At 68.1% G+C, this 15,978-nt stretch carries 16 protein-coding genes; 10 read left to right on the forward strand and 6 right to left on the reverse strand.

Annotation, left to right across the window (positions count from 1 at the left end; all coding sequences use genetic code 11):
- Positions 1-38 precede the first annotated feature (38 nt).
- The gene (locus FVA74_RS00700; protein WP_147719872.1) at positions 39-353 is read left to right on the forward strand and encodes a thioredoxin family protein; all 315 of its coding nucleotides are present in this window, start codon (positions 39-41) and stop codon (positions 351-353) included.
- Between the two features lie 104 nt (positions 354-457).
- Here the strand turns inward: FVA74_RS00700 and FVA74_RS00705 are convergent, their stop codons facing one another.
- A complete protein-coding gene (locus tag FVA74_RS00705; protein WP_147719873.1) occupies positions 458-1,741 on the reverse strand; it encodes an MFS transporter in 1,284 nt (427 codons plus the stop codon).
- 161 nt (positions 1,742-1,902) lie between these two features.
- Here FVA74_RS00705 and FVA74_RS00710 point away from each other — a divergent pair, with 161 nt between their 5' ends.
- The 5 genes from FVA74_RS00710 to FVA74_RS00730 are packed head-to-tail and all read left to right on the forward strand — an operon-like array spanning position 1,903 to position 5,211.
- On the forward strand, positions 1,903-2,580 hold the full coding sequence (locus FVA74_RS00710; RefSeq protein ID WP_147719874.1) for a cupin domain-containing protein: 678 nt from the start codon (positions 1,903-1,905) through the stop codon (positions 2,578-2,580).
- Positions 2,581-2,628: 48 nt separating this feature from the next.
- On the forward strand, positions 2,629-3,447 hold the full coding sequence (locus tag FVA74_RS00715; protein ID WP_147719875.1) for an IclR family transcriptional regulator: 819 nt from the start codon (positions 2,629-2,631) through the stop codon (positions 3,445-3,447).
- Positions 3,447-3,635: a tautomerase family protein gene (locus tag FVA74_RS00720; RefSeq protein WP_147719876.1), complete on the forward strand. Its 189-nt coding sequence runs from the start codon at positions 3,447-3,449 to the stop codon at positions 3,633-3,635. Before FVA74_RS00715 ends, FVA74_RS00720 begins: the two co-directional genes overlap by 1 nt.
- A complete protein-coding gene (locus FVA74_RS00725; protein ID WP_147719877.1) occupies positions 3,635-4,435 on the forward strand; it encodes a 2-keto-4-pentenoate hydratase in 801 nt (266 codons plus the stop codon). The genes FVA74_RS00720 and FVA74_RS00725 overlap by 1 nt, the downstream gene beginning before the upstream one ends.
- Positions 4,432-5,211, forward strand: a complete 780-nt coding sequence (locus tag FVA74_RS00730; protein WP_147719878.1) for a 2-keto-4-pentenoate hydratase — start codon at positions 4,432-4,434, stop codon at positions 5,209-5,211. The genes FVA74_RS00725 and FVA74_RS00730 overlap by 4 nt, the downstream gene beginning before the upstream one ends.
- Before the next feature lie 50 nt (positions 5,212-5,261).
- On the opposite strand, the gene FVA74_RS00735 is transcribed toward FVA74_RS00730, so the two are convergent.
- The 3 genes from FVA74_RS00735 to FVA74_RS00745 are packed head-to-tail and all read right to left on the reverse strand — an operon-like array spanning position 5,262 to position 6,927.
- Positions 5,262-6,263 (reverse strand): NAD(P)-dependent alcohol dehydrogenase, encoded by a 1,002-nt coding sequence (locus FVA74_RS00735; RefSeq protein ID WP_147719879.1) that lies wholly within the window; start codon positions 6,261-6,263, stop codon positions 5,262-5,264.
- Entirely contained in the window at positions 6,260-6,496 is a 237-nt protein-coding gene (locus tag FVA74_RS00740) for a helix-turn-helix transcriptional regulator (protein WP_147719880.1), read from the reverse strand. The genes FVA74_RS00735 and FVA74_RS00740 overlap by 4 nt, the downstream gene beginning before the upstream one ends.
- Entirely contained in the window at positions 6,496-6,927 is a 432-nt protein-coding gene (locus FVA74_RS00745) for a hypothetical protein (protein WP_147719881.1), read from the reverse strand. Before FVA74_RS00745 ends, FVA74_RS00740 begins: the two co-directional genes overlap by 1 nt.
- 249 nt (positions 6,928-7,176) lie before the next feature.
- On the opposite strand from FVA74_RS00745, the gene aqpZ reads away from it, so the two are divergent.
- Positions 7,177-7,983: an aquaporin Z gene (gene aqpZ / locus FVA74_RS00750; RefSeq protein ID WP_147719882.1), complete on the forward strand. Its 807-nt coding sequence runs from the start codon at positions 7,177-7,179 to the stop codon at positions 7,981-7,983.
- A gap of 36 nt (positions 7,984-8,019) precedes the next feature.
- On the opposite strand, the gene FVA74_RS00755 is transcribed toward aqpZ, so the two are convergent.
- Complete coding sequence (locus FVA74_RS00755; protein ID WP_147719883.1) at positions 8,020-11,307, reverse strand: Ig-like domain repeat protein; 3,288 nt, start codon at positions 11,305-11,307, stop codon at positions 8,020-8,022.
- Between the two features lie 118 nt (positions 11,308-11,425).
- On the opposite strand from FVA74_RS00755, the gene FVA74_RS00760 reads away from it, so the two are divergent.
- The 3 genes from FVA74_RS00760 (at position 11,426) to FVA74_RS00770 (ending at position 15,381) form a co-directional block, all read left to right on the forward strand.
- A complete protein-coding gene (locus FVA74_RS00760; protein ID WP_147719884.1) occupies positions 11,426-14,203 on the forward strand; it encodes an Ig-like domain-containing protein in 2,778 nt (925 codons plus the stop codon).
- Between the two features lie 70 nt (positions 14,204-14,273).
- Positions 14,274-14,915 carry a TetR family transcriptional regulator gene (locus FVA74_RS00765; protein WP_147719885.1) on the forward strand — a complete coding sequence of 214 codons (642 nt, stop codon included), beginning with the start codon at positions 14,274-14,276 and terminating at the stop codon, positions 14,913-14,915.
- Between the two features lie 4 nt (positions 14,916-14,919).
- Positions 14,920-15,381 (forward strand): hypothetical protein, encoded by a 462-nt coding sequence (locus FVA74_RS00770; RefSeq protein ID WP_147719886.1) that lies wholly within the window; start codon positions 14,920-14,922, stop codon positions 15,379-15,381.
- Positions 15,382-15,575: 194 nt separating this feature from the next.
- Here the strand turns inward: FVA74_RS00770 and FVA74_RS00775 are convergent, their stop codons facing one another.
- Positions 15,576-15,959, reverse strand: coding sequence for a MerR family transcriptional regulator (locus FVA74_RS00775; protein WP_147719887.1), 384 nt, complete (start codon positions 15,957-15,959; stop codon positions 15,576-15,578).
- Positions 15,960-15,978: the final 19 nt, after the last annotated feature.

A 15,978-nucleotide genomic window follows, 5' to 3' on the forward strand; every position in this document is an offset into this window, starting at 1 on the left:
GGTGACCCCGTCGACGTGGCCTGGCGTACGGTCGAACTATGGACCAACCGGCGCAGGGGGTGCAGCTCGAGCTGTACTCGTCGAGCTTCTGCGCCGCCTGCCGCCAGACCCGCACTGTGCTGCACCAGGTCGAGCGGATGCTCCCGCGCCTGTCGCTGGTCGAGCGCGACATCGCCGCCCATCCTGACCTGGCGGAACTCGACAACATCGTGGCGACGCCCACCGTGATCATCCGTTCGCCCGACGGAGCAGAGGTGCAGCGGGCGACGGGCGTCCCCTCGGTCGCACAGGTGCTGCACGCGGTCGCGCTCGCGACGGATGCGCCCCCTCAGGATTCAGGAACGCGCGCCTAATCCCCCTGCGGGCGTTCTCATGCAAACGCCGAGTGGCCAAACTGTCCCGCGCTCGGTCGTGCCGAGTCGGAGAGTTTGGCCACTCAGTGCGGAAGTGTCGACGGTTACGCTGTCGCGACGGCCTCAGTCTTGACGGAGTCGCTCTCGAGCATCTTGCCCTTCGTCTCGGGAAGGAAGAAGAAGACGAGCACGGCGGCGAGCAGGTAGAAGCCGGCGGTGCTGGCGAGCGCCCACGTCGGTCCGTATGCGATCGACAGGAATCCGACCATCGCGGGTGCCGCAGCGCTGATGGCGCGGCCCGTGTTGTAGATGAAGCCCTGCGCGAAGGCCCGGATCTCGGTCGGGAACAGCTCGGCGAAGGTGGGGCCGAACCCGCTGTAGAAGCCGGTGCCGACGAACGCCATGATCGCTCCGAAGATGATGATCGCGACATCCCCTTGGATGAACATGAAGACGGGCACCATGATCGCGGCGGCGGCGAAGAATGACATGAAGGTCTTGCGGCGGCCGATGCGGTCGGAGATGTAGCCAAAGCTGATGAAGCCAGCGGCGGCACCCACCTGCATGATCACGATCCAGGTGGTCGACTTCAGCAGGTCGAGACCCTGGCCGCCCTCGGCGACGGGCGTAGCGAGGTAGCTCGGGATCCAGGTGAAGAGGCCCCAGTATCCGCACGACGCCGCGGCCGTGAAGCCGAGGCACGCGAGCACGGCCTTCGGATGTTCGGCGAAGAGCTTCTTGACGGCACCCTTGGCGCTGACGCGCTTGGAGTCCTTCCAGATCTGCGGCTCCTCCGTGTTGTGGCGCACCCAGAACGCGAGCACGGCGGGGATCACGCCCACGAAGAACGCCCAGCGCCAGCCGCCGAGCGGGATCGCGATCGCGGCGACGATGGCGGCGAGCGCGTAGCCGGTCGCGAAGGCGCTCTGAACCCACGCCATGACCTTGCCGCGGTGGCGGGCGGGCCACGTCTCGGAGACGAGCGCGGCCCCGGCGCCCCATTCGCCACCCACGCCGAGCCCCACGATGATGCGGAAGACGAAGAGCATCTGCAGGTTAGGTGCGAAACCGCACAGCAGGGTTCCGATCGAGTAGCAGAGGATGCTCAGCATCATGGATTTCGTGCGGCCTATGCGGTCAGCGATGAAGCCGAAGACGATGCCGCCGAACGCTGATGCGATGAGGGTGGCGGATGCGACGAGACCGGCGACCCCAGCATCCGCATCGAATTCGGCGATCACGTAGGTGATGACGAACGAGAAGATGATGAGGTCCATCACGTCGAGCATCCAGCCCATGTAGGCGCCCGCGAAGGCACGCCACTGGTTCTTGGTCGCTCCGCGGTACCAGGGACCTGTCGCGGTCTCTTCAGTGGCCTGGGATGCCATGGGAAATCTCCTTTGATTGCGGACATTTGGGGGCGGCGACTCGTCGTGACTCGTGCGGCCCGCGAATGAAGCGTGCCGGATGCCACCCGACAATGTCAACTTTTGTCTCGCTTGACGATCTATGTATATTGATCAGCGAGACAAACCCTGCGAGGAGCGCGATGTCAACGCCGACCATGATGCTGTTCACCGACGTGATCCCACCGTCGGCACCCCCCGTCTACCTGCCGGGGGGAGCGCGCGCGATCTACCTGCGGGAAGGGTCGGCACACCTCGAAACCGACACGACCACGCAGTTCCTGAGCGCTGAGAGCGGCATGGTCACGGAGGGCCAGCTCACCGTGCGGGTCGGTGCCGAGGGTGCCACGATCTGGCGGTGGGAACTCGTTTCGCCTGAGCAGGCCCAGCGCTCCCAGGCGCTGCGTTCGGCGCCGGCAGCGACATCAGAGCTCGCCCTCTCGACCGAGTTCGACCTCGACCCGCGCTTCCGGTGGCTGATGCGGCTCGACAGTGTCACATTCCCGCCCGGCGGCACCGCCTGGACCCACAACCACCAGGGTCCCGGCGTGCGCATCTGCCGCAACGGCGAGATCACGATCGAGACCGAGGGCACGCGCAACACCTACCGACCCGGCGAGGCCTGGGCGGAGAAAGGCGTGCTGCCGGTGCTGGCGCCGACGACCCCGGACGAGAGCACCACGTTCATCCGCTGCTTCCTTCTGCCGCAGCACAACCGGGGCGTCTCGTCGTTCCGCGTCGTGCTCCCGGAGGACCGCGAAAAGCCCAACACGCAGCGCTACCACGTCTTCAGCGAGCGTCTCCTCGACACGGTTTACTAGACCGATGTCGTCTCGGCAGGCGAGACGCGCTGACACAAAGGGACTCACATGGCCACGCACACCACCGGCGTGACGGATGTCGCGGCATCTGCCTCGATCACCGCGCTCCGCATCATCGACGCGATGCTCGAAGGTTCGGGGTCGTTCGGAGTCTCGGAGATCGCAAACAAGATCGGCCTGCCGAAGGCACGCGTGCATCGACATCTGACCCAGTTGCGTGCCGCCGGGTACGTGCGGCATAGCGCGACCACCCGTCGTTACGAGCTCGGATGGCGGCTCGTGTTGCTCGGCAACCGCATCGCATCGCAATCGAGCGCTGTCACGGTCGCCCGCCCGCACATGGAGCATCTGCGCGACGAGGTGAGCCAGACGGTCGTGTTCTCGCAGGTCAACGACCAGGGTGTCGTCGTGCTCGAAGTGCTGCCCGGGCGCGCTCCGCTCGACATCCTGTTCCACCCGGGAACCCAGTTCGGCTTCAACGCGGCGGCGCAAGGGAAGATCGCCCTCGCGTTCGGCAGCGAGGAGCAGCTTGCAGCGTGGGCCGACCTGGAGCCCGAGGTGCGCACCGAACAGACCGTGACCGATCGCGAGCGCCTTGCGGAAGAAGTCGCCGTAGCACGCGAACGCGGCTGGGCTGCCGCTCCCGAGGAGACCTACCTCGGTGTCAACGCAATCGCCGCACCTGTGCTCGAAGCTGGCGGCAGCTTGCTCGGCACGCTTGCTGTGATCGGCTCGATCCACTACCTGCCCGACCCGCCAGAGCAGGCCGTCATCGACGCATTGCTCTCGGCGGCGGCCCGCCTCTCCGCTGACTTCGGCTACGAACCGGCCGACGACGCCTCATCCCCTGAAGAAATGGATCACTGATGCCCATCGTCCAGATCACCCTCGTGAAGGGTCGCGACCGTGCGGTCGTGCAGAACTGCATAAAGCAGGTCGCCCAGGCGGTCGCCGACACCCTCGACGCGCCGCTCGACAGCATCCGTGTTGCCGTCACGGAGTGCGAACCGGAGCTCTTCGCCGTCGGCGCGACCCTCAAGAGCGAGACGAAGTGATGGGCACAGCGGATGCCGCGGCCCGCCTCCTCGACGCCTATGAGAGCCTCGAACCGCTCGCCCCGATCGCGGACGACTTCGGCGGCGACATCTCGCTCGCCTATGCGATCCAGCAGCATCAGCTCGAGACCCGCCTGGCGGAGGGCCGCGCGGTCAAGGGGCACAAGGTCGGTTTGACCTCGCGAGCGATGCAGCACCAGCTCGGCGTGAGTGAGCCCGACTACGGGTTCCTGCTCGATGACATGTTCCTGCTCGACTCGCAGCCGGTGCCGACGGGATACTTCATCGCGCCGAAGGTTGAGCCCGAAATCGCGCTCGTGCTTGGGTCACCGCTTTCGGGTCCCGGTGTGACAGCGGCGGATGCCCTCCGTGCCATCGACTTCGCCCTGGCGTCCCTCGAGATCATCGACTCGCGCATCGCAGACTGGGAGATCTCCCTCTTCGACACCATCGCCGACAATGCGAGCTCGGGCGCGGTGGTTCTTGGCACAAAGCCCGTACGGCTGGATGCCATCGACTTGGCGGGTGCAGGATGCGTTCTGCATAAGAACGGCGCGGTCGTCGGAAGCGGTGCCGGTGCTGCCGTGCTCGGCTCGCCGGTCAATGCCCTCGTGTGGCTCGCCAACACGCTTGGTCGTCTTGGCGTCACCCTCGAGGCTGGTTCGGTCATCATGCCGGGCAGCCTCTGCGGTGCCGTCGAGGTCGCGCCCGGTGACACCGTCTCGGCGACCTTCGCCGGGCTTGGGACGGTCACGACTCGCTTCGCTCCTGTTTCGACCGTGTCGGGAGGCACCGAATGACTGACTGGACCATCGACCGCGCCGCCCGCCACCTTCTCGACGCGGAGGCGGAGCGCCGCGACATCACCCGCATCACCGATGAGTGGGCCGAGCTCGACATCCCGACCGGATATCAGGTGCAGGATGCGGTCATCGACGACAAGGTTGCCAACGGCCATACGGTGGTCGGTGTCAAGCTGGGACTCACCTCGCGGGCGAAGCAGCTCCGGATGGGCATTGACTCGCCCCTTACGGCCGTCATCACCGACCGCATGTACCTCGAAGCGGGCGTGCCGGTTGACCTCGAACGCTTCATCCACCCACGCATCGAACCGGAGATCGTCTTCACGATGAAGGCAGACCTTGTGGGGCCGGGTGTGACTGTGGCGAGCGCGATGGCCGCCGTGGGTACGGTGCACGCGGGCTTCGAGATCATCGACAGCCGCTACCGCGACTTCAGTTTCGCGATGCCCGACGTGATCGCGGACAACGCCTCATCGGCCGGCTACTACATCGGCGGCACGGCGCTCGATCCCCGCGACATCGACCTAGCGCTGGAGGCCTGTGTGCTGCGCGTCAACGGGGAGGTCGTCGACACTGCGACGGGCGCCGCCGTGCAGGGCCACCCCGGCGAGGCGCTCGCCCTCGCGGCGAACTCGCTCGCAGCCCGCGGCAAGCACATTCGTGCGGGCGACATTGTGCTGACGGGCGGCCTCACTGACGCAGTCTTCGTCAACCAGGGCGACCAGATCTCGGCATCGTTCACGCACCTCGGGTCGATTGTGGTTGGAACATAGGGACCGTTCGTCGATTCCGAGCGCGTGCCGTCACACGCCGCGCCCCCGCCTCACTCCGCCAGCACGACGACCTTGCCGACGGTGTGCCCGGCATCCACGTGCCTGAGGGCGTCGTCGGCTTCGTGCATCGGGTACTCCCGCTCGACCACGGGCATGAGCTTGCCGTCGGCGACGAGCTGCACGAGCTCGGCAAGCACCTCCCGTTTCGGCATCGCCGTGAGGGCCTTGAGCTTTCGCGGCGACCCGATGGAACGCGCACCGGCCTGCAGGATGCGCCCCATCGGCCCGAACACGCGACCGCCGGTGCCGGCGATCATGGAGAGCGCGCCGCCCTCACGCAGGCGCCGCTGCAGCGTCGGTAGGGGTGTCGTGCCGACGATGTCGATGATCTGGTCGAAGCTTGCGGCGTCGAAGGCGGCGAGGTCGGTGCTGCGGGAGTCGAAGGTGCGCGCGGCGCCGAGTGCCTCCACGAGGGCGCTGTTGCGCGGGCCGCAGAGTGCCCACACCTCCGCTCCGCGCAGGGCTGCGAGTTGCACGGCGAAGGTACCGACCCCGCCGGATGCCCCGATCACGAGCACCCGCGAACCGGCCCGCACCCCAGTGCTCTCGAGCGCCTGCCAGGCGGTGCCGCCCGCGATGGGCAGGGTCGAGGCGAGGGCTGCGGACACCGTTGCGGGACGCCGCACCAAGCGCTTGACCGGTGCGATGACGTAGGGCGCGAGGCCGCCGCCGGGGAGTTGGCCGACAACCTCGTCGCCCACACTCCAGTCGTCGACGCCCGGACCGGTCGAGATCACGGTGCCGGAGACATCCATGCCTCGAACGCCCACGCGCGGACGTCGCAGGCCGAAGACGGCGCGCACCAGCATCGGGTCGCCGCGCATGACACGGATGTCGCCGGCGTTGATGCTCGTGGCGCACACCTTGAGCAGCACTTCGCCCTTGGCCGGCGCGGGCACGTCGATCGTTCTGCTTTCGACTGTCTCGGGGCCGCCGTAATGGTGCTGTGCCCAGGCGGTCATGGTGGTGGGGGCGGTGGCCTGGGCATTCATTGCTGGTCCTCCGTGCTTGTCGGGTACTGGAATACGTCGTCGAGGCCGACCCCGAAGACGCGGGAGATCTGGAACGCGAGCTCAAGTGAGGGCGAATACTTGCCCTGCTCGATTGCGATGAGGGTCTGCCGTGTGACGCCGACCCGGCGCGCGAGCTCGGCCTGCGTCATATCGCCGTGGTGGGCTCGGAGGACTCGGATGCTGTTGGTCACCCGGGTCGGCTTGCCGCCCATCAGAAACCCCGCCGATAGGCGATGACGCGGGTGAGGCCGCCGAGCAGGGCGGAGAGCATGAACCCCGCGAAGAGCACATTGCCGATCCAGAATCGCTCCGCCTCGAGCATCACGAGGGCGAGCGCCCCAACCCCGCCGAGCACCAGGAACGCCTGCCCGACCCGGTCGCCGAGCCATCCGATCTCGCGGTCACGCTGGTCGGAGGCGGATGCGTCGTCGCGGTTCACCATGCCCGCGACAATGCCCCACAGGATGCTGACCACGATCGAAGCGACGATGGCGCCGCCGATCGTCCACAGCATGGGGGCGATCCACTCGATCTCGCCGATCGCTCGCGTCGCGAGCTGCGGCAACACGATGGCGAGGTACACGATGCCGCCGGCAAGACTGGCGATCATCTGCGACCAGGTGATGCGTTCGATGTACCCCACGATGACCCTCCGGATGTCTAACTTTCTTTACATCAGGAAGCATGCACCGTCGCGGAGCGCGTGTCAACAATTTTTTACATCTTGCCGCTGCTGTGAGCGAGTCACCTGGTGGCCGTTCAGGATGACTCAGCACATCGCAGCCCAGCCATTGACGTCGCGGCCGATCGCACTATGGTGGGCCCCGAGAGCAGCCCCGTGCTACTCCCGCAATCCCTTCACCGCTCGACACAGAGACTAGGGAGCGACGACATGAGTGACCCACGCCCGGAGCCAGCCTTCGAACCGACCCCGCTTGAGCATGCGCCCTCGCCGAGCTCGCGGGGTCCCTCCACTCTTGCGGCTCTCGTCGCGGAGTTCCTCGGCACGTTCCTCCTGGTCCTGGGCGGTGTTGGCTCAGCCGTGTTCGCCGCGACATTCGGCCTCAGCGAGAACGGCACCCCACTTGGGATCGGTTTCGCGGGTGTCTCCCTCGCGTTCGGCCTCACGGTCGTCGCCGGCGCCTACGCCTTCGGGCCGATCTCGGGCGGGCACTTCAACCCGGCCGTCACGCTCGGCCTCGCAGCGGCGGGGCGCTTCCCGTGGCGCGGCACGATCGGATACATCGTCGCCCAGATCCTCGGCGGCGCGGTCGCGACGAGCATCATCGCACTTATCGGCTCCTCGGCCGAAGGTTGGTTCGACAGTGCCAGGGAGGGTGGCTTCGCGAGTAACGGCTGGGGTGAACTCTCCCCGGGGGGCTTCGGCATCGGGGGTGCGATCGGTGTCGAGATCGTCTTCACGGCCGTGTTCCTCTTCGTCATCCTCGGGGTGACGCACCGCACGCGCGGTAATCCCCTCATCGCCGGTCTCGTGATCGGGCTCACCCTGACGCTCATCCACCTCGTGACGATCCCTGTCGACAACACCTCGGTGAACCCCGCGCGCTCGATCGCCGCCGCAATCTACGGGGGTGCTGAGCCGCTCGCACAGCTCTGGGTCTTCATCGTGTTCCCGATCATCGGCGCCCTCGCGGCGGGGGTGCTCCATCGACTGATCTTCGACCGGCAGGGCGACTAGCCGAAAGCGGAGCCCTTCGACACCCAATGGGAAAGTTCACGCCCGTCGCTTCACACGCCACACGAGCAGCGCGAGTCCGCCGAGGATGAGCAGCACCGCAGCGGTCGCCATCGCGGGTGCCGCGACCGCGCCCGTCACGGGCAGCACATCCTGGTCGCCGTCGCCGTCGCTGTCGCCGTCGCCGGGCCCCACCGGGTCGACGGGGTCTACCGGGCCCGCGGCCGTCACGCCGTAGAGGCTGAAGGAGGTCGCCGTGAAGCGCACGCTGCCCCCGTCCACCGTGGCGGCGATCCGCTCTAGCGTGCCGTCGGCGAGTTCGTGGATGACCCCGATCTGCTTCCAGTCGGCGAGCGACAGCGACGTGAATGTCACGGTGACCGGGTTCGTGGGGTGCCACGGGTCGCCCGTGAGCGTGTCGATGAAGTCGAGGTCGTAGAGCGCGAGCGGCACGCGATTGTCGGGCTTGAGCTTCGCGAGGATGTCACGGACGACCTCCGGGGATCCGTCGACGGTCCTCGGGGTCACGACCAGTCGGAGGTTCCAGTTGGCTGCGAGTTCGCCGCTCGAGGCCTCAACATTGGCATCGCTCCGGTTCACGGCTCCCGCCTGCGACTGCGCCGTCTCGAGTGCCGCGACCACGGGTGATGGCAGGTGGCCGCGCTCGGCGAGCGTGAGGCGCGCGTAGGCATTCGTGACGTCGGCGACGTCGTCGGCATCCGCCCGCGTGGCGATCGGGTTGGGCAGGGCGAGGATGCGCGCCCACACCTCCCGCACGTCGGCCGTCGGCACGATCGTCATCGTGCCGGGGACGAATGTGAACGCGTAGTTGGGGTTCGACAGGTCGAGGGTGCCCTGCGTGATCGGGTAGGTGCCGACCTCGATGCCCGCGTGAGTGAGTGCGCCGGTGAGCGCATCCCCCGGGAGGATCGCTGGGGTCGCATCCCAGTCGAGTGACGGGTCGGGGGCGCCGACCTCCTTCACCTCGTCGTCGGCCGTGATCGTGACGGCGAGCGGATCGATCGCAAACCGTACGACGAGTGACCCGGTGTAGGCGCGCTGACCCGTGATGGTGACGCTGCCGCCATCGGCAACCGTCGTATTCGTCCCGTAGTCGACGACATAGTCGCCCGGCTGAAGGACCGTCGAGTCGGGCAGCGTCACCGATGCGATGCCGGGTCGGATGGGGGAGCCGTTGTACACGAAGGGGCCGGGGCCCGCGAGCTCGGCGGTCGCGGTGCTCAGGTCGATGGGGGTTGGCGTGATGCCGTCGTCGGGAACGACCGTCGTCGAGGCCGAGCTGGTCGCGGCATCGTATCGGCCATCGGCCGCCATGGTGGCGGTGACCGTCACTGGCCCGACGGCGTGCGCGGTGAGCGCTCCGCTCGCCGAAACGGTTGCGACCGAGGCATCCGATGTGGCGTATGTGACGGCACCCGTGCCGCTGCCGCCCGACACCCACAGTTGGGCCGTCTCACCGACCTCGATCTCGATGGGCACACCGCCGAGGGTGATGCTCTGCTCCTGCAGCGCGACCGTGACGGTGACGGGAGCGGACTCGACGGGCTGGTTGACGGCATCCCCCGCGTACCGTGCGACGAGGGTGTGGGTGCCGACGCCGAGTCCGGTGAGGGTGAAGGTCGAGACGCCGTTGCGGATGGTGTCGGATGCGACGGCGGTGCCGTCGACACGCAGCTCGATGTTGCTGCCGCTCGGCGGGAGGGCGGGCGAGCCGAGCGTGGCGGTCACGGTGACGTCCTCAGCCGCGGGGATGGGCCCGGTCGCGTTGGTTGCGAGGGTGAGGGTTGTCGCGACCTGGACGACCACGGGGGGCGATTGGAGCCATTCGGCGTACGCGCTTGCGCTCACGGCGACGCGGAGGTCGCGCGCCTGGTCAGCGGTGGTGACGACGTAGCGCGCGCCCGTCGCTCCGGGGATCGGGTCGGCGTCGCGGTACCACTGGTGCGCGAGCGTACCGAGTGGGGCGGGCGACGTGATGCCCGAGGTGTCCGCTGAGAGTGTCACGCCGACGTGGGGGTCGCCCGTGATGGCGACGGATCCGGTGATGCGGGGCATGACGCGAATGGTCGTCGTGGCGGTCGAGCGCTCCTCCGGGTAGCCGTAGCTCTTTCCGGGGGTGCCCGACGTGAACTCGGCCGTGATTGTGTGGGTCCCGCGCGCGAGTGTGGGCATAGGCGGGTCCAGCGTGTACACGGCGTAGCCCCAGCCGCTCGTCCAGAAGGCGTCGGCCGTCGAGTAGGTGCCGACGGTCACGCCGTCGACGGCGACCCGGATGGTGCCCGACACGAGCGTTCCGGCCCTCGGGCCGGTCGCGACCTGGGGTTGGAAACGGATGACCGGAGAGCCGTTCACCCCGAGCGTCTCGGGTGCCGTCATGGTCACGGCGGTCGCCTCCGGGATGACGACGCGCACGGTGTTTTTCGCCGCGATGGGACCGCGGTAGTCGGCGAAGGATGCCGGTGCCGTGCCGACGTCGTTGACGTGCGTCACGCCGGGAAGTGACGAGGACACCCAACTCGCCCCGAAACTCCCGCCACCGCCGCCACTGTTGCTGATGGCGCGCCACGACCGGTCGGCGCCGCCGCCGCCGACGCCGCTCCACGGCCAGCCTCCGCCGCCGCCGCCACCACCACCACCGGCGGAACCGTTTTCGGCGTCCGTGCCGTGTTCGAGCATGCCGTAGACGCGGAAGCCGCCGGCGCCGGCGCCGGGGTTGCTGCCCTTGCCGTTTTCGCCGTGCTCGAATGGGCCGACCGGTGATCCGCCGCTGCCACCTTCGCCGTGCCCGATGCCCTTGCCGCCGCCGCCGCCGGCGCCGCCGCCACCGCCTGCGACGGCCGCAAGCGCGCCGTTCACGAGCAGTGCGGCGGCGCCGCCCCCGCCGCCGCCGTCTTTGCCGTCGAGGCTGCCCTTGCCTCCGTTGCTGCCGGGACGGTAGCCGGAGCCTCCGGTTCTCCCGTTCCCCGAGAGTCCTGCGTGGAGCGTGAGGATGTCGCCGGCCGCCACATCGACGCGTACGACGATGTTCGCGCCGGGACCGCCAGCGCCTGCGCGTCCGGCATTACCGCCGTCACCGCCGCGAAGGCCCACATAGACGACATCGACGCCGGCCGGGACGATCCAGTCGGTGCCGCTCGGGTTCGTGAACACGACCTCGCGCTGGTCATCGCTGAAGCCGGCGGGGGCCGCGGATGCGGGCGTCGCCACGCCAAGGACGAGCCCCGTCGAGACGAGAGCGGTTGCGAGCGTCATTGCCGCGGCGCTGCTCAGGGCGCGCCGACGGCGGGAGGGGAGAAGTCGGGTCATCGGGGTAAGTCCTCGGAGTGGGGTGATGCGCGATATATAGCTTTAACTCTAATCTTGGACTGTGATCCAACTTTCTCGCTACTCCCGTGCCGCGCGTCGAGGCACCCAGCCCCGCGCGGTGAAGCCTCGAACGCGACGCACGATCGCTCTCCTGACGGTGGCTGCGCTCGCGCTCACCGGTATCGGCATCCAGGCGCCAAGCCCTGCGCATGCCGCACCCGCACCCCAGCAGATCTTCGAGTTCGACAGTCCGAGCGGAACCGACTGGATCGTGCCTGCCGGCGTCACTGAGGTGCTCGTCGGACTGCGCGGAGGGCGAGGCGGAATTGTCTCCAACGTCCTTGGCGGACGCGGCGCCGACTTCGCGGTGTTCATCCCGGTCACGGAGGGCGACCGGCTGACCGTCTATGCGGGCAAGGATGCCCACGGCAGCGGCGACGAGCGCAAAGGTGGTGCCGGATTCGTCAACGGAGGGGATGGCGGAAAAGGTAGCCTCGCCGGTGCCAACGGCGGCGGCGGAGGCGGTGCGGCGGCAGTCAGACTCAACGGCCGAATCATCGCGGTCGCCGGCGGCGGTGGTGGAGCAGGCGGATACACCGGCAATGCGGGGATGTCGATGACCCTCGCTGGCCTCCTGAGCATCTTGGGTGCCATCGGCGGCTACGCGGGCGAGGGCGACACGAGTGGCAAGTTCACCTACGTGAAGGGCGGTGAGGCCGGGGGTAGCGTCGCGGGGTCCTCCGACGGGCGCACGATCACGACGTATGCTCCCGGATCCGGCGAGGGCGCGCATCCGGGTGCCGTGGGCAAGAACGGCCTCGACGACTCAACCTTCCCCCGCTACATGAAGCACGGAGAGAGCTCGGGCTCGGCGGCCTCCAGCACAAACGGCGGTGGCGGAGGCGGTGGTGGCGGCGGCTGGCCGGCATCGGGCTCCGCCGGCGGTTCAGGGCGCAAGTTCCTCAGCTCCTCCGGCGGTTCCGGAGGTGGGGCCGGCGCGAGTTGGGTCATCGACTACATGGCCGGAGTCCGCATCGACAGGGATGCGCATCGTCCTGAAGACATGCACGACTACTTCGGACCGCTCGCGAACAGCGGAACCGTTCGCATCATGATCCCCATGAAGAGCACCACGTCGGTCAGTGCACCGTCGCAGGTCGAGGCGGGCGACAGCATCCCGCTCCGGGTTCGCACCGCCGACACCCGCACGCCCAACACGCCCCTCGACGGATGGGTGGACGTGTATGTCGACAACAAGCGGGTCGTCTGGGGCGGCACCGGGGGTGACCACACGTTCACGCTTCCGCCGCTCGACCCCGGCACCTACCAGGTGCGCGCCGATTTCAAGCCGAACGTCCCGCAGCGTGACTACAAGGAGCGCTCGACGTACTCCTCCGCGAGCACGACCGTGACGGTGGTCGCGCCCACCCCGCCCGCGCCGCCGGGGCCGAGCGAAGTGGAGACGACCACGACCCTCGACATTGTCTCGACCCCGACGGTCTACGGCGACACCCTCACGGTCGGCGCGGCGGTCGAGCCCGGTGGTTCGGTCGACCTCACTGGTGAGCAGGTGACGATCGAGGTCAATGGCGCGACCGTGGGAACGAGCCCCCTCAACTCTGCGGGCGGTGGCTCCTTCACCGCGACGGCACCCGTGACCTGGGCTCCGCAGGCGGGCACCCACGAGGTCGTCGCGCGCTTCGCCGGCGTGATCGACAGCGACCCGGGCACCACGGATGCGCTGCCCTCGGCAAGCGCGCCGGTCTCGTTCACGGTGGCCCAAGCGCCAACGACGACCATGATCACCAGTGCACCGTCGAGCATCCGCGCGTTCGGTCAGGTGGATGTCATCGCCGAGGTCACCGCGACGCCGGCCGATGTCGACGGTCACGCCGTGCTGCTCGCCGACGGCTCGCCCCTCATGTACTCGCCGCTCGACGCCGACGGCGAGGTGCTGTTCGATGACGTCGTCATCCCGTGGGGCACCGAGGAGCTCACGGTCGCCTTCCTTGGCGATGCGAACGGCAACTTCGCCATGTCGACCTCGGCGGCGCATCCGCTCACCGTGACCGCGGTGGACACGATCACGACGCTGAGCGTCTCCTCCGCGGATGTGCGAGCGGATGAGCCGCTCACGATGACAGCGACGGTCACCAACGCGATGCTCGGCGTCGACGTCGACCCGCGCGGCATGATCGAGTTCGTCTTCGATGGCGAGGTCGTGCACAGCGTCCCGGCCGGCATGGACAGCGACCCGGACATCGATGACGGTGAGGCGCGCTTCGAGCTCGACGCAGACATGCTGCCGGTCGGTGCTCATGGCGTCACGGCCCGCTTCGTTCCGGCGCCCGGCTTCGGGGCATCCGCCTCGGCGCCGACGGCACTGGAGGTGCGCGGCATCACCACGGCGCTCACCGCAACTGCGCCGACGGCGGTCGGCACGACGGCGGATCCTGCAACCCTTGAGGTGCGGGCCGCCGTTGCGTCAGGCCTGACAAGCCGCGCCGCGCCGGGAGACCCGATCGGAGGTCACGTCGAGGCCTACCTTGGCGGGAACCCGGCGGGTGACGCGTTCGAGATCGTCAACGGCGCGGGCACCGCCACCTTCTCCGGCCTGCCCGTCGGCACCCACCAGGTCATGCTGCGCTTCGTGCCCGAGGCGCCGACGATGCTCGCGAGTACCGCCATCGTGACGGTCACCGTGACCGAGGCAGCCGGCGGCCCCGGCGGTGGCGGGGCGGCCGACACCGAGAGCGCCCCCCTCCCGACGACCGGGAGTGACCCGTCAGGCGCCCTGCTGCTCGCCCTCAGTCTGCTCGTGGGCGCGGGGGTGATGTTCACGGCCGTGCGGTTCCGCCGCGCTGCGACCACTCGCGGGGGCATAGTCGAAGCGTGACCGGGGCCGGCCATTGCGTGTCGGCCCCGGTCACGTATCGTGTGTACCTACGCGATCGAGGGAGGTCCACATGGCCGAAGGCCTGCGGGAGCGCAAGGTGCGCCTCACTCGACGACGGATAGAGAAAGCTGCCGTCGACTTCGCCTACGAGGGCGGCATCAAGAGTGTCACCGTCGAGCGGATCTGCGACGCGGCGATGGTCTCGCGCAGCACCTTCTTCAACTATTTCCCCTCGCTCGACCAGGCCATCTTCGGTCCGCCCCTCGAATACGATCCCGCCCTCACCGAGCGGCTGCTGACGACCCACAGCGACGACCTCGTGGTCGCCGCATCCCTGATCGTGACCGAATCAGTACGGGGCCAGACGGATGACGCCGTCACGCGACGGCGCCTCGCCCTGTTCGCCCGCGAACCGGGCACGACATCGGCGGTGTCCTGGGCCGCCCACGACAGCCGCGAGCGTCTCGTCGCCGTGATCGCCGCGTGGCTCGACGCCCACCCCGAACTGGCGCGCCTCCGCGACGACGACAGTGAGACGGAGGCGCGACTCATTGTGGCGATGTCGATCACGGTCGGCGACGAGGGAATCCGCGACCTGCAGGAGGTTGACGGCGAGCTCATCATCGACCCGGCGCCGTACATCCGTGCGCGACGCCGCCTCGCGGCAGTGCTGCAGGACAGGCCGCCGCAGGGCCCCCGCCTGCCAGACTGAGGTCATGAGCAAACTTCTGGTTGCGCTGCTCGCCGTGGTTCTCCTGTCGGGCTGCACTGCTGTCACCGACGGAGAAGACCCAGAAGCTGCGGCGGGTGAGGCCAGCTCGTCTCCCTCTGCGCATCCTGGCCCGACGCGCGAACCCGAGACGGAGGATGAGGCGGACGCAGGGGACGAGGCGGACTCGCCCATCATGCCCATCGACGGCGGCCCGAGGACGGGGGCGGCAGGCGTGGCGGAGTTCGACGGCGACATCGTCGCCTCCTACGTCGTCGCCGAGGGTGATGTGGCGATCGAGATCTCCCAGCGGTTCTCCGTCGAGCTCGATCAACTGGCGGATGCCGACGGCACCCGACTGGGCCGCTACCCGACCCTGTACGTGGGTGACATCATCCACTTCGTCCCACAGCTCACCGGTCAGGACGCGAACTGCTTCTACCGATCGGCCTACTGCGGTCCCGAGTAGACAGAGGTTCGCCTGGTCGCAGGATGACAGGATGCTGCCGCAAATGGTGTCGGTGATTATCCACCCTTGGACTGATCAACGTTCTTGAGACCTGAGGCTTCGGGACATCGCACGATGCTGCATCGACCGGTTGCGACGTGACCGCTCGTTGTGCTGGCGGCTCCGGCGTGACGGTCGGTGTATCACTCCGACTCCTACTGGTTACTAAGTAGATCCAAGAACTCGTCCGCCATTTCAACTTGCCGCACCAGCTTCTCGCGTCGCTGCTTCGTCTCGTGGACGAAAGCAGCCAGACGCTCGCGGGTATTGGGTGATTCGGCGTCGCCAGACGCTTGCAATTGATCGATCACGCCGAGTAGCTCGTTCATCTCCTCCAGTGAAAACCCCAGGGGCTTCATCCTGCGGATCAGTAGGAGACGTTGGAGATCCCGATTCGTGTACAGCCGGAAGCCTCCCTCGGAGCGGTCAGAAGCGCGCAGCAGGCCAATCTCGTCGTAGTGCCTGAGGGTGCGGAGTGAGAGCCCTGTCTTCTCCGCGACCTCGCCGATCTGCATCGTCTGCGACTCTTCGTATTCCATCTCTCCACTTTCGGTCCAG

The organism is Salinibacterium sp. dk2585, from assembly GCF_008001035.1.
GTDB lineage: Bacteria > Actinomycetota > Actinomycetes > Actinomycetales > Microbacteriaceae > Homoserinimonas.

Bases quoted from the DNA above. Each gene is read 5' to 3' on its own strand.
- FVA74_RS00705 (WP_147719873.1), bottom strand. From the start codon at position 1,741: ATGGCATCCCAGGCCACTGAAGAGACCGCGACAGGTCCCTGGTACCGC.
- FVA74_RS00775 (WP_147719887.1), bottom strand. From the start codon at position 15,959: ATGGAATACGAAGAGTCGCAGACGATGCAGATCGGCGAGGTCGCGGAG.
- FVA74_RS00725 (WP_147719877.1), top strand. From the start codon at position 3,635: ATGGGCACAGCGGATGCCGCGGCCCGCCTCCTCGACGCCTATGAGAGC.
- FVA74_RS00700 (WP_147719872.1), top strand. From the start codon at position 39: ATGGACCAACCGGCGCAGGGGGTGCAGCTCGAGCTGTACTCGTCGAGC.
- aqpZ (WP_147719882.1), top strand. From the start codon at position 7,177: ATGAGTGACCCACGCCCGGAGCCAGCCTTCGAACCGACCCCGCTTGAG.
- FVA74_RS00755 (WP_147719883.1), bottom strand. From the start codon at position 11,307: ATGACCCGACTTCTCCCCTCCCGCCGTCGGCGCGCCCTGAGCAGCGCC.
- FVA74_RS00715 (WP_147719875.1), top strand. From the start codon at position 2,629: ATGGCCACGCACACCACCGGCGTGACGGATGTCGCGGCATCTGCCTCG.
- FVA74_RS00710 (WP_147719874.1), top strand. From the start codon at position 1,903: ATGTCAACGCCGACCATGATGCTGTTCACCGACGTGATCCCACCGTCG.
- FVA74_RS00730 (WP_147719878.1), top strand. From the start codon at position 4,432: ATGACTGACTGGACCATCGACCGCGCCGCCCGCCACCTTCTCGACGCG.
- FVA74_RS00740 (WP_147719880.1), bottom strand. From the start codon at position 6,496: ATGGGCGGCAAGCCGACCCGGGTGACCAACAGCATCCGAGTCCTCCGA.
- FVA74_RS00770 (WP_147719886.1), top strand. From the start codon at position 14,920: ATGAGCAAACTTCTGGTTGCGCTGCTCGCCGTGGTTCTCCTGTCGGGC.
- FVA74_RS00735 (WP_147719879.1), bottom strand. From the start codon at position 6,263: ATGAATGCCCAGGCCACCGCCCCCACCACCATGACCGCCTGGGCACAG.
- FVA74_RS00720 (WP_147719876.1), top strand. From the start codon at position 3,447: ATGCCCATCGTCCAGATCACCCTCGTGAAGGGTCGCGACCGTGCGGTC.
- FVA74_RS00765 (WP_147719885.1), top strand. From the start codon at position 14,274: ATGGCCGAAGGCCTGCGGGAGCGCAAGGTGCGCCTCACTCGACGACGG.